A 12,374-nucleotide genomic window follows, 5' to 3' on the forward strand; every position below is an offset into this window, starting at 1 on the left:
AGCCCCAAACCAGGGACGACAACGAACGTATGAGCCAGGCACCAGGTGCTCAGGATCCAACCACCGCAACCAGTGCGGCGCACTCACCCTGACACTGACCAGAACGTACGGCAACCGGCCGACACGAGGCGGCCGGTTGACATACTTCTTCGCACCCGAACTACCTCAGCGGCGGTCGCACCCCTTCGATGACCCGGATCGGGTCACCCACTCCGGCGTCGGTGTCGATCAGGTGGCGAGCGGGGCACCACTCGGCCGACGGTGAGGGCTTCGACCAGTGGCCAACGCAGGTGCTCCGCGAACGCCCTCGACCGGCACCGCGCCGTCGACCGTCGGCCACAGTTCGTTCTGCACCGCCACGAACCGGGCGATCGTCATCGATGTTGGCAATCTCGGGCGCTCCTCTCCCGAGGGCTCCAGAGGAGCGCTCCGAACTAGCCAATCCGCGGGAACTGTGGAACAGACCCAGGTTATCGAACCAGGACGCGCCGGAACCTACCCGCCTGATAGGAGAAGGAGGAGATGTTCACCGATGCAAGTCGCCGTATCCATCGCCGGCCCGGGCCACGGGCTGATCTCCATCGGCCGCTACATGCAGTTGGAGCCCTCCGATCGGCCCGCGAACTTGCGCTGCGCCGGAGCCGGCATCGATGGGCGGCGATGCGGCGGTCACGCTTTCGCCAAGGCACTCGGAAGTACCGCGAAGGCTCCCCATTTCGCGGCGATGGATCACATCGAGGGGTGTGACGAGGCACGCGCTCACTCATCGGCCCACGACGCCATCTGGGCGACCTCCCCCGAGGGCGAGGACCGGATCATCACTAGGATCACACTCACCCCAGACCTCCCAGGTCGGCACACGCGGGCAGCCTCCTCGCCGTCTCTGCCAGGTGCGGCCGACGTGCAGGCCGGCGTTCGACCGTCCCCTACGGTGCGGCGACCGCGCCGGTCCCCGCTTCGCGGAGCGCTACGGGTCCTCATCGGCCGCGGGTACCCGCCCGATTACCTGATCTCCTGGGGCTCTCGCGATCCGATGCCGGCCGAGGTGTTCTTCGTCCACCTCGAGCGCGTAGAGCACGCCGACGATCGGCCTCGCGGCTATTGGGGCCGGGTCGAGGAGGCCATCCGCTACGGCCCAACTGGTGCCGTCCACCTGCAGCCACGACATGGCCCGCGTGTGGTAATCCCCCGCGCAACGGCTATGTCCCTTGGCCTCACGGACCCCGCTGTGCTGGTCGGCTTGCCCGGTCGGCACATCCTCGCCGTCGGGACCGTGCGCAGATCCAAGACTGGCCACCTGTATGTCCTGGTCAACGATCGCGGCGCGTTCACACAGGTCGAGCAAACCTAGGCTTCGTCTCGCGGGTATCGGGTCAATACCTCGACTACCTCCGAGCACGTGGGATGGCATGGCCAGTGGAGCGACGTCCAGGACGCATTCTCGACGTGGTTCTCGCCCCGGCTTGCTCGCCAAGCCTCTGCTTGGGGTCCTCACAGCGGTCGTGATCGTGCTCTCCGTCGGGGTCGTCGGCGACCGGGCTGCCGAGTCCATCGTCGGGAGTCCGGCCGCGGGTGGGCCGCCGGATGCTGAGGCAGCTGATGCCCTGGCACTGCTGGAGCAGCTTCCCGTGGCTGGTCCCGCCTCCGGCGACGGCTACGACCGTGACCATCTGTTCGGGGCAGGGTGGGCGCCGGTGGGGGACTGTGATGTCCGAGATCTCGTCCTCGCGCGTGATCTTTCCGCCCTTGAGTATCACCCGCTTGTGCTGTGCGCGGTCGTCGGCGGTGTCCTCATCGATCCCTACTCCGGCGACGCGATCACCTACGAGCCGGGAACCGGCCTGGTCGAGGTCGATCACGTGGTCTCGCTGTACAACGCCTGGATCACCGGGGCTCAGCAGTGGGACAGCGCGACGCTGGCCGCGTTCGCCAACGACCCCGCAAACCTCCTGACGGTCAGCCGCCGTGCCAACCAGGAGAAGGGGGCAGGCGATGCAGCGGAGTGGGTTCCACCGAACCCCGCCCACCGGTGCGCCTACGCCACCACCCAGATCGTGATCAAGACCCGCTACGGCCTGTGGGTCACGCCAGCCGAGCGACGTGCGCTGGAAGGTCTGCTGCAGACCTGCTGACTGACCGATCGTTCCGACTGCGGACCGTCGTGTGCGAGATTCAGGGCTCGTCGTTGGGCTCGATCACGTGCTCGACATCCTGGAGGGGCAGGTCGGCGACCTGCCAGGTGTTGGTCGCGGTGCGGATGAGCACGAGCGTGGCGTAGCGGGCCTCCTCGAGGCTGGGCATCACGGCGCCGTTCGGGCCCGGGATGAAGGTTCGGAAGAGCAGCTTGAGTGTGTAGGTGTCGTGATCGAAGGCCCCGTCGGGGTCCGGCCAGGTCTGCAGGATGCCGATCGTCGATCCCACGTCCGGGCGCCCGGCCAGGGTTTGCCATTCCTCGGGCGAGTAGAGCGGCTCGTCGATCCAGTGCCGCAACTGCTCGGCGAGTTCGGGACTTGCGAGCGGCAGGGCGCGCTCGAGGCCGGCTCGGTCAGAGGTGTCCGTGGAGTCCCAGGTCCAGATCGTCTCGAGGAAGATCATTCCGGTCTGTGCTGCGGCCAGCTCGTCGGCTTCGGTGAGGCCGACCGTGGCCGGGTCGGCAAGAGTTCGGATGACGTCGTCGGCCGACGGCGTGGGTGGTGGGTCCGCGCCGGGGCCTGGCGCGGCGTCAGGGTCGATGTAATTCTCGTCGAAGACCTCGACCGTCTCGTTCGCACCCTCGGGCCCCCCGTGCACCGACCGTGGCAGCGTCGTGACCGAGCAGGCTGGTAGGAGAAGCACGGCGGCGGTGGCCACCGCCGCCGCGATCGTGCGGGCGATTTGGTGTGCTGCGTGCGCGCTCATGTCACCCTGCCGTATCCGAAGAGGTTCTCCTGCCACAGCACCTGGTCCTCCACTGTGCTGCCCGGGGCGGGGGCCTGGACGATGCGGCCGGCGCCCGCGTAAAGGGCGACGTGGTAGATGCCGGCCGCGGTGCCGTCCGTGCTCCAGAACACCAGGTCGCCCGGTTGCAGCTGCGCGGCCGTGATGCGGATGGTGGCGGCGTACTGCTCCCTGCTGGTCCGGGGCAGGGTGGCGCCGGCGTGTTCGTACGCGCGCATGGTGAGCCCGGAGCAGTCGTAGGTGTCGGGGCCGGTGCCGCCGAGTGCGTAGGGGGTTCCTATCTGTGTGCGCGCCCATGCCAACGCCTGCCCGGCGGCGCCACTGACTTGGGGTGCCGTGGTGGGGTTGCGCAGGTCGACGCCGCGGGCGGCGAAGAACGGGGCCGGGTCGATGACCTGCCCACCGGAATGGACCTCAAGGTGCAGGTGGGGGCCGGAGGAGTTGCCGTTGGACCCGGTCAGGGCGATCTGCTGGCCGACCGTGACCTGATCCCCGTGGCTGATCAGCACCCCGCCCGGGTACATGTGCACGTACCAGGTCTGAACCCGCAGTCCGGTGTCGGGGTCGGTGCCGTGGTCGATGATCACGTTGCACGGTGAGCGACCTTCGTACATGGTGCAGGCGACGTGAGTCACTGTGCCGGCCGCGGCCGCGTAGATCGGCGTGCCTAGCGCCGCCGAGAGGTCTTCGCCGGCGTGGGTGTACAGGTTTCGTGCCTGCCCGTAGTTGTCCTGGTACCGCGACATGCCGGGGATCGGGTGGGTCCACCCTTCGGCGCTGACCGAGCCTGCCCCGGCGTTCGCGGCGTGGGCGAGGCGCTCTTCGTACTGCGCGGCCAGCGATTCGAACTGGGCGGCCCGGACCTGATCGGATGCGCTCGGCTCGTGCTCGGTCGCCTCATCTGTGCTTGCCGCTGACCCGAGCGCCAGGTAGGTCAAGGTGATCGGGGAGTCTGCGGCAGCGTCGGCGATCTCGGGGTACAGGGCGCACCAGATGATCGCGACCGCGTCCAGGACGCTGGCGGTGTTCGCCGGGTCCAACTGCGCGTCCTCACCGGCCCGCTGGGCCTCGTACTGCCCGGAGGAGATCAGCACCTGTCCCCAGGCTTGGACCGGAAGGCCGGCATCGACAGGGGTCTGCCCCGGCGGGGGCAGACTGACCACAGCGATCAGCCGCGCCGGAGTCGCGGACTCGCATCGGGCGGAGGCCGCCTCCGCAGCGGCGACCAAGCCCGCGTCTGGCCCACCCGCGCCGCCGTCGGCGCCAGCGCTGACGAAGAGGCTCGAGGTGAGGATCCCGATGGCTCCGACCAGCGCGATCGGGGCGATGAACATCGCCCCGAGCCCGAGCACGACCAGGGCGATGACCCATCGGCCGGCGCGCCCTCGCCGTGGCCGTTCCTGCAACACAGGGGGTCTACCTCGGCTCGACCTGCGCCTGCCACGCCTGCTCGCATCGACGGGCGAACTCCTGTTCGCGCCGCCGGACCGCCTCCTGCTCGTTCTGAAGTGCCAGCTCGGTTTGGCGCAGTTGCTCGGCGAGCACCACGTCGTCATGAGTCGACATCGGATCCTCCTAGTCGGTCACTGTGACTGGTTCGGGTCGTACCGGCCGTGTTCGTCGGCTGTTTGACCGGGCGCAGCAGCTCCCGGGCGAGGCGGAGGCGCTGCGGGCTCGAGCTCGAGCTGTGCTGGTCTGGTACCTCGACACCCCCCGGCGGATGGAACGGGATGAGCACGCTCGAAGGTGTTGCTGCTCGGCCGGCCTGGGCGGCCTGCTGACTCGAGGCCGCGTCGAGTTGGTCGGTCAGCGAGCGGGCGGGCTCGGCGGTCATGGTCTGGTCGGGGGCTGCTTCCCAGGCCGGGGGGCGGCGACGAAACAGGGAGATCACGTTCGCGCTGTCGGGCATCGCGTGGCCTGCTTTCACGGCGTCGCAGGGGTGTTCGCCCACTGCTGCTGTGACTGCTGCACGGCGGCGATCGCCTCGGTGATCCTGCCCGTGGCCGCCTGCAGGTCACTCACAGCGGGAGTGGTGCCGGTCGTGACGGTGAAGGTCCGGCCGGCTCGGGAGTCCTGAACGAATGTGCCGTCGACGCTGATCGCCGCCACGGCCCTGGTCTGGGAGAGGTAGGCCGGCGCGGCAGCGAGGATGAGCTGCGCGTCGGTGGCCGCGAACCACAACTGCCAACGCAGGTCGTCGTCGAGGACGCGGTCATTGGTGCCTTGATAGACCTCCTCGGCACGGGCGATCTGGGCGGTCAACGCGCGGATGGCCTGGTCGTAGTCCCGCTCGGTGGCAGTGCGGCTGGCGGAACTGGCGGCTTCGGCGGCCACCACCTGCGACTCGTAGGCCGCCACCTGCTGCTGCCAGTCCCGACGCTCCCCGTGCGCGGTGACTAGGGCCGTCGCGCCTGCGACCGCCCCCAGCGCCACCACGGCGCCGGCGACGACGGCTACGATCCCGGCACTGCCGCGTGGCACCCGTTCCTCGCCTGTTGTCGGCATCGGTGGCTCCCTCCTTGGCCGTGGTCCGTGCGCTCATGACCTCACGCGCGGTCGGTCGATGCGCCAGGTGTCTCGATGAGCCGGGTCAGGCCACGTCCGGGGTGATCGAGCCTGGATGCTGGTGCCGTGCGTGGCCTCGACGCGTATCGGCGCACAGAAGCCGGTGCCGGGTGCATTCGCGGTTGCCTGTGCGTGGGCTTGGTGGGTGTGCTGTTCGGTTGTAGGTTCTCGCCGGACCTGTCCGAAGATGGAGCCGCCGACCTGCGCTGATGCCGGGTACTGCCGCCGAATCTGTCTCACCTAGTGGTCCGGATCGTCCGGGCATGCGGTCCGTTGCGACTGTGCGGCTCCGCGAGCGCGGCGCACGGTCGGGCATCCGACGGCTGGATATTGATAGATGGCGTCCTATGTTTCACGGTTGGTTGTGCTGGCGTTCATCTCGTGTTCATATAGACGGCGTTCTATCTGTTTGTTCGGATGACGAGGACGTGGCGGCGTGGTGCTGCTGGTCCGTGGCAGACAGGAAGATCACGTGTTCAGGACTGTGCAGCGCACCACGTTCGCCCTTGGGTCGAGCGTTCTGATTCTTGCCCTCGCGGCGTGTGGGGGCCAGGGGTCCGGGGCTGATGGCGGTAGCGGGACCGGGGGTGAGGGTGGTGGTCTGAGCGGGGAGGTTGTGATCGACGGGTCCTCCACCGTGGAGCCCCTCAGTTCGGCTGCGGCCACGAACTTCCGTGATGTTGAACCGGGGGTGAACGTCACCGTGGCGACCTCGGGTACCGGGGGCGGGTTCCAGCGCTTCTGTGCTGATGAGACAGACATCTCCGACGCCTCCCGCCCGATCAAGGATGAGGAAGCAGAAGCGTGCGCGGCCGCCGGCGTGGAGTTCACAGAGATCGTGATCGCCAACGACGGGCTGTCGGTCGTGGTGAATCCAGACAACGACTGGCTCGAGTGCATCACCACCGAACAACTGGCGACGATCTGGGCACCGGACTCCGAGGGCACCGTCACGAGCTGGAACCAGGTTGATCCCTCCTTCCCGGACGTGCCCCTCGACCTCTATGGGGCGGGCACCGACTCGGGCACGTTCGATTACTTCACCGAGGCGATCAATGGTGAGGAGGGTGCGATCCGCACCGACTACTCACCGTCGGAGGATGACAACCTCACGGTCCAGGGCGTCAGTGGCTCCCAGGGCGGCATGGGCTTCTTCGGCCTGAGCTACGCGGAGGAGAACGCCGATTCCGTGAAGTTGTTGGATGTCGACGGCGGTGAGGGTTGTGTCACGCCGAGCCGGGACACGGTGCAGGACGGTAGCTACGCCCCGCTCGGGCGACCGCTGTTCATTTACGTCAACAACGCCCGCTATGCCGAGAACGAAGCGCTGCGCACGTTTGTGGACTTCTATCTCGAAAACGAGGAGACGATCGCGGCCGAGGCCCTGTTCATCGACTTGACCGACGAGCAGGCAGCGCAGGCCCAGGACGAGCTCGCCAGCCTGGTCGGCTGAGAGCGCGCTGCGGCATGAGTGCCATCCAGTCACCATCGCAGGCCGGCGTGGTCACGCCGGGCCGGCCTGCGGCCGCGCCACCGGGCACGGAGATCGCCCGTTCATCCTCACGCTACGGCGACCGGATCGTGCGGCTCCTACTTCGCGCGGCCGCCTGGCTGTCGATCGTCATCACGGTCGGCATCGTCGTCTCGTTGCTCGTGCCGGCCGTGGCGTTCTTCCGTGAGGTCCCGGTGCTGGACTTCCTCACCGGCACCCGCTGGGCGCCACAGTTCGCGGAGGCGAGTTTCGGGGTCCTGCCGCTCGTGACGGCGACGGCGTGGACCACGCTGATCGCGTTGGCGGTCGCGGTCCCGTTCGGGCTGGGTGCGGCGATCTTCCTCGCTGAGTACGCCCACGCCCGCACGCGCCGGATTCTCAAGCCCGTCCTCGAACTGCTCGCTGGGATCCCGACCGTCGTCTTCGGGTTCTTCGCCCTGAGTTTCGTCGCCCCCGTCGTGCTCAACGGCTGGCTGGACCTGGGTGTTGGCACCTTCTCGATCCTCGCCGCTGGGCTGGTGATGGGCGTGATGATCATCCCGACCGTTGCCTCGCTGTCCGAGGATGCGATGTCCGCGGTCCCGCAGGCACTCCGGCAGGGCTCGGCCGCGCTCGGGGCGAACCGGATGCAGACGAGTCTGCGGGTGGTCTTCCCGGCCGCAATCTCCGGGATCGTCGCGGCGATCGTGCTCGGCATCTCCCGCGCGATCGGCGAGACCATGATCGTGGCGATCGCGGCCGGCGCCAGGGCCCAGATCGTCAGCGATCCGACCATGGAGGGCGCCACCATGACCGGGTTCATCGCCCGGATGGCCTTGGGCGACTCCCGGGTCGGCTCGCTGCAGTACGACACTCTCTTCGCCGTCGGCCTGCTGCTGTTCGTCCTGACGATGATCGTCAACCTCATCAGCATCCAACTCGTTCGACGCTTCCGTCAGGAGTACTGATGAGCCTGCACACGCCCGCCACGGCGACCCGCACAGCACGCCTGGGCGCGACTGGCCGCAGCAAGGAACGCACTCCGGGTTCGGTCATCTTCCTCGGCCTGCTCTGGGTCAGCCTGCTCGTCGCCTTCGTCACCCTGGTCGTGCTGATCATCACCACCGTGGCGGAGGGTTGGGACCGGCTCGATGGGCGCCTGTTCACGGAGTTCCCCTCCTCGCGACCCGCGGAGGCCGGTGCCCGACCGGCGGTTCTGGGATCGCTGTGGGTGGTTGGGGCGACGGCGGTCCTGGCGATACCCCTGGGTGTGGCGACGGCCGTGCATCTGGAGGAGTTCGCCGACCGGCGGAACTGGTTCAACAGGTTCATCGAGCTGAACATCCAGAACCTGTCAGCGATTCCTTCGATCATCTACGGGATGCTCGCCCTCGGTGTGCTCGCGCTCTTCGGGGTGGGCAACAAGAACATCGTCATCGGGGCTGCCGTGGCGCTGGGCCTTCTGATCCTGCCCGTCATCATCATCTCGACCCGGGAGGCGCTGCGCGCCGTCCCCAGCGAGTTGCGGCAGGCCTCGCTGGCCCTGGGGAGTTCTGAGCTGCAGACGACCTGGCGCATCACGCTGCCGGCGGCCGTGCCGGGCATCGCGACGGGCACGATTCTCGCGCTGTCCCGTGCCGTGGGTGAGGCTGCTCCGCTGCTGTTGCTGGGCGGGCTGGTGTTCATCTCCTTCGACCCGAACGGGCTGCTCAGTGGCTTCACGACGATGCCGATTCAGATCTTCTCCTGGACCAATGCACCCCAACCGGCGTTCCACGAGCTCGCCGCGGCGGCCTCGATCCTGCTGATCGCGATCCTCATCGGCATGAACGCGATCGCGATCGTCATCCGCAACAGCCACCAGAAGCGGTGGTGATCATGAGCACCCACGACGACACCCAGGTACCGACCCGCAATCCAGCGACGCCGCCCACCGCGGCGCAGACCCAGGAGGCCACCATGGCCCAGGCCACGACCAGCAACCCGATCAGCACCAGACCCGCCCAGTCCGCGCACCGAGACCTCTCCGACACCCCGGCGTCGGTTCTCGAATGCGAGGACGTCGATGTGTACTACGGCCAGTTCCGGGCGGTGCGGGAGGTCTCGCTGGCGTTCGGACACAACGAGATCACGGCCCTGATCGGGCCCTCGGGCTGCGGGAAGTCCACGATCTTGCGTTCACTCAACCGAATGAACGATCTCGTCGAGGGCGCGCGGGTGAAGGGTTCGATCCGGTACTGGGGTCAGGACATGTACGCCGACGCCGTGGACCCGATCGAGGTGCGGCGCCGAATCGGGATGGTCTTCCAGAAGCCGAATCCGTTCCCGAAGTCGATCTACGACAACATCGCCTACGGTCCGCGGGTCACCGGGATGAAGGTCGCGTCGATGGACGACCACGTCGAGCAGGCGTTGACCCGCGCTGCCCTGTGGGATGAGGTGAAGGACAAGCTCAAGCAGAGCGCCTACGGGCTCTCCGGCGGGCAGCAGCAGCGGCTGTGCATCGCGCGAACCATCGCCGTCGAGCCCGATGTGATCCTGATGGACGAACCGTGCTCGGCCCTGGACCCGATCGCCACGGCACGGATCGAGTCGTTGATGGTCGATCTGCGTGACCTATACACGATCGTCATCGTGACCCACAACATGCAACAGGCGGCACGCGTCGCCGACCGCACCGCGTTCTTCACCGCGGGCGTCGACGAGGAGACCGGCGACCGGACCGGGGTGCTCGTCGAGTTCGACCGCACCAGCAAGATCTTTGAGAACCCGGCCGATCAACGAACCGAGGATTACATCACCGGTCGCTTCGGCTGACCGGTCCCTAGGGGAGGACGCATCACGATGACGACCACAGCGCGACGCCCGGCCCAGGCCTGGCGAGACGACGACGGGGCTCGCGAGTGGTCCCGAGCCGGTCACGGTGCCGGCACCGTGGTCTTCGTCGACACCGATCGGGGTGCGGTCGCGGCACTGGGCCCACACCTGGCGTCCCTGGACATCGCCCTGCGCAACTACAGCGACCCGCTCCGTGCTCTGGCACGCCTGGGTGCCGACGACGCCGACGTCGTTGTCGTGGCCGTGCGCACTGGTACGCCACCGTTGGGCCGTTTCGTCGAGATCGTGCGCAGCGAGCTGACGATTCCCGTCCTGATCGCCTTCGGCCCCGGTGACCTCGACACGGTCGGCCCGGCGGTGTTGGCCGGCGCCCGCCCGGCCGTTGACCTCCCGTACCGAAGCACGGGGCTCCTTCGGGCGCTTCACGACGTGTGGCCGACACGTCAGATCCGTGCCGCGATTCGGGTTGGGAACCTCCTCATGGACCCCGAGTCGCGCGACGTGATCCTGGCCGGGCAGGGCGTTAACCTGAGCACGTTGGAGTTCGCGGTCCTTTTCGAGCTGTGCCGCAACGCCGACCACGTCGTCACGCGACCAGTTCTCGCACGAGAGATCTGGCCGGAGTCGCCGGACCCGGACAACACGTTGATCGCTACCGTCGTACGTCTTCGACGCAAACTGCAGGCCCACGGCGCCGGGCTCGCGGTCCACACCGTGCGCGGACTCGGGTATCGCCTCGACTCCGCGCAACTCCAGGACATTGTTGGCGAACCGATGCGACTCGTCCGATGAGGGCTACGAGGCAGAGCCGACTTCCTTCAGCAGCTGGTGTACACGCACGGTGATCTCATCGACCAGGTCCCGTATCCCAGCAGGGTCGAGCACGCGTGGGTCGGGAACTGGCCAATCGAGGTAACGCCGGCCGGGGACCACGGGGCAGGCATCGCCGCAGCCCATGGTGACCACCACGTCAGAGGCGCGGACCACCTCGTCGGTCAGGGGTCGTGGGAACTCGGTCAGTAGGGCCAGTCCGCGGCGATCGAGTTCCTCCAGCACCAGGGGGTTGACCTCCTCGGAGGGCGTTGAGCCAGCGGTGCGGACCCGGACGCTCTCGCCGGCGGCCGCGCGCAGCACCGCGGCCGCGATCTGGGATCGGCCCGCGTTGTGCACGCAGACGAACAGGACGTCCGTGCCATGCCGCGACGGCCTGGTCTGCGCCTTCACCAGCGCGCTGAGGCGGTCGGCCACGAACCGGGCCGTCAGGGCGGGTAGATGGTGTCGAACCGTGGCCCTCGCCGCGAGCAGCTCATAGCTCTCCGTGACGAACCGGGCGACGGTCGCCGGCGCGAACACGTTGGCGAAGGTGCCGGTCAGGTCAGCGGCGATCCGCTCGAGCAGCACCAGATGGTCACCGGCCAGCACCGAGGGCATGCCGTGCCGCGGCGTGCCCAACGCGAGGGTCCCGAACCTCATCAGGGCGTCGTGAGTGGGTCGGTAGAGCGTGTCCTCACCCGATCCCTGGCCAACAGTCACAAGCAGGTCGACTCGCGCCATCGCCTCCAGATGCGCGCTGAACGCACTCGCCGTCATCCCGGGTCCAGCCAGTGTGCTGGCGCTGGTCTGGCCTCGCGGGTCGGTGAGCACCAGGGCCAGGACCCGCAGCCGATCTGGGTCGGCCATCGCGGCCACCTGCGCCGCCCGGACCTGAGCTTCGGTCACGGTCGCAGCGCTGCGCCGAGGGGCCTCAGCGCAGCAGGTCGGCGATGGCCGCCAGGCGATCCGGAACGATGCCGTACCAGACCTCGCGTCCCACGGGCTCGCGCGAGAGAATTCCGGCCTCGGTAAGGACCCGCAGGTGGTGTGAGACGGTCGGTTGTCGCAGACCCAGGGCACGTGTCAGGTCTGCGACCCGGGCACGCTCCTCGACGCTGTGGTGGATGAGGCTGAGGATCTGCAGACGCGTTGGATCCGAAACGACACGCAGCAGGCTGGCGGTGTCCTCGGCCTGTTCCCGGCTCAGTGCCGACCTCAGGGCTCCTCCCGGCCCAGGCCCAGCCGGCGCGTCGGTGCGCGCACCGCTGGTCCTCGCCGTAGCCCTCACACATCGAGGATACCCACGCCGGTCACCGACTCGGCTCAGGCCTGGACCGGGGCCACGCCCAGTTCGCCCAGGAGCGTCAGGACCCGCCCGCGGATCTCATCGCGGATCGGGCGCACCGATTCGATGCCCTGCCCCGCCGGGTCCTCGAGGGCCCAGTCCTCGTAGCGCTTGCCGGGAAAGATCGGGCAGGCGTCGCCGCAGCCCATGGTGATGACCACGTCGGAGGCTTGGACGGCCTCGGTGGTCAGGATCTTGGGTTGCTCGGCGCGGATGTCGATGCCGATCTCGGCCATGGCCTGGACGGCGACGGGGTTGATCTGGTCGGCGGGCATGGATCCGGCGGAGCGGACATCGACGGCCCCGCCGGACAGGGTCCGTAGGAATCCTGCGGCCATCTGGGAGCGGCCGGCGTTGTGCACGCAGACGAACAGGGCGGATGGCTGGGTGGTGGTCATGATCGGC

Annotated in this window: 13 protein-coding genes; 6 read left to right on the forward strand and 7 right to left on the reverse strand. The window is 68.2% G+C overall.

Features of this window, described 5'->3' with window-relative positions:
* The first annotated feature begins 1,463 nt into the window (after positions 1-1,463).
* Positions 1,464-2,132, forward strand: coding sequence for an HNH endonuclease family protein (locus HALOF300_RS11180; RefSeq protein WP_197522477.1), 669 nt, complete (start codon positions 1,464-1,466; stop codon positions 2,130-2,132).
* 40 nt (positions 2,133-2,172) lie between these two features.
* On the opposite strand, the gene HALOF300_RS11185 is transcribed toward HALOF300_RS11180, so the two are convergent.
* The 4 genes from HALOF300_RS11185 to HALOF300_RS11195 all read right to left on the reverse strand — a co-directional run bounded on the left by HALOF300_RS11185 (position 2,173) and on the right by HALOF300_RS11195 (position 5,442).
* Complete coding sequence (locus tag HALOF300_RS11185) at positions 2,173-2,898, reverse strand: hypothetical protein (protein ID WP_156741023.1); 726 nt, start codon at positions 2,896-2,898, stop codon at positions 2,173-2,175.
* Positions 2,895-4,346 carry an NlpC/P60 family protein gene (locus HALOF300_RS11190; protein ID WP_197522478.1) on the reverse strand — a complete coding sequence of 484 codons (1,452 nt, stop codon included), beginning with the start codon at positions 4,344-4,346 and terminating at the stop codon, positions 2,895-2,897. The genes HALOF300_RS11185 and HALOF300_RS11190 overlap by 4 nt, the downstream gene beginning before the upstream one ends.
* Positions 4,347-4,353: 7 nt before the next feature.
* Entirely contained in the window at positions 4,354-4,503 is a 150-nt protein-coding gene (locus HALOF300_RS26990; protein WP_197522479.1) for a hypothetical protein, read from the reverse strand.
* Positions 4,504-4,860: 357 nt separating this feature from the next.
* Complete coding sequence (locus tag HALOF300_RS11195; protein ID WP_156741025.1) at positions 4,861-5,442, reverse strand: hypothetical protein; 582 nt, start codon at positions 5,440-5,442, stop codon at positions 4,861-4,863.
* A 544-nt stretch (positions 5,443-5,986) separates the two neighbouring features.
* Between HALOF300_RS11195 and HALOF300_RS11200 the strand changes: the two genes are divergently transcribed.
* From HALOF300_RS11200 to HALOF300_RS11220, 5 genes are all read left to right on the forward strand, one after another.
* Positions 5,987-6,955 (forward strand): PstS family phosphate ABC transporter substrate-binding protein, encoded by a 969-nt coding sequence (locus HALOF300_RS11200; protein WP_231955273.1) that lies wholly within the window; start codon positions 5,987-5,989, stop codon positions 6,953-6,955.
* A 14-nt stretch (positions 6,956-6,969) separates the two neighbouring features.
* Positions 6,970-7,941 (forward strand): phosphate ABC transporter permease subunit PstC, encoded by a 972-nt coding sequence (pstC, locus tag HALOF300_RS11205; RefSeq protein WP_156741026.1) that lies wholly within the window; start codon positions 6,970-6,972, stop codon positions 7,939-7,941.
* Positions 7,941-8,849, forward strand: a complete 909-nt coding sequence (gene pstA / locus HALOF300_RS11210; protein ID WP_156741027.1) for a phosphate ABC transporter permease PstA — start codon at positions 7,941-7,943, stop codon at positions 8,847-8,849. The genes pstC and pstA overlap by 1 nt, the downstream gene beginning before the upstream one ends.
* Positions 8,850-8,959: 110 nt before the next feature.
* A complete protein-coding gene (pstB, locus tag HALOF300_RS11215; RefSeq protein ID WP_269455280.1) occupies positions 8,960-9,790 on the forward strand; it encodes a phosphate ABC transporter ATP-binding protein PstB in 831 nt (276 codons plus the stop codon).
* A 27-nt stretch (positions 9,791-9,817) separates the two neighbouring features.
* A complete protein-coding gene (locus HALOF300_RS11220) occupies positions 9,818-10,603 on the forward strand; it encodes a winged helix-turn-helix domain-containing protein (protein WP_156741028.1) in 786 nt (261 codons plus the stop codon).
* Between the two features lie 3 nt (positions 10,604-10,606).
* On the opposite strand, the gene HALOF300_RS11225 is transcribed toward HALOF300_RS11220, so the two are convergent.
* The 3 genes from HALOF300_RS11225 to HALOF300_RS11235 all read right to left on the reverse strand — a co-directional run bounded on the left by HALOF300_RS11225 (position 10,607) and on the right by HALOF300_RS11235 (position 12,367).
* Positions 10,607-11,491: an arsenate-mycothiol transferase ArsC gene (locus tag HALOF300_RS11225; RefSeq protein WP_231955269.1), complete on the reverse strand. Its 885-nt coding sequence runs from the start codon at positions 11,489-11,491 to the stop codon at positions 10,607-10,609.
* Positions 11,492-11,555: 64 nt separating this feature from the next.
* A complete protein-coding gene (locus tag HALOF300_RS11230; protein ID WP_197522481.1) occupies positions 11,556-11,912 on the reverse strand; it encodes an ArsR/SmtB family transcription factor in 357 nt (118 codons plus the stop codon).
* Positions 11,913-11,947: 35 nt separating this feature from the next.
* Positions 11,948-12,367, reverse strand: a complete 420-nt coding sequence (locus HALOF300_RS11235; protein WP_156741030.1) for an arsenate reductase ArsC — start codon at positions 12,365-12,367, stop codon at positions 11,948-11,950.
* Positions 12,368-12,374: the final 7 nt, after the last annotated feature.

It is taken from the genome of Occultella aeris (assembly GCF_902703175.1).
Classification (GTDB): domain Bacteria; phylum Actinomycetota; class Actinomycetes; order Actinomycetales; family Beutenbergiaceae; genus Occultella; species Occultella aeris.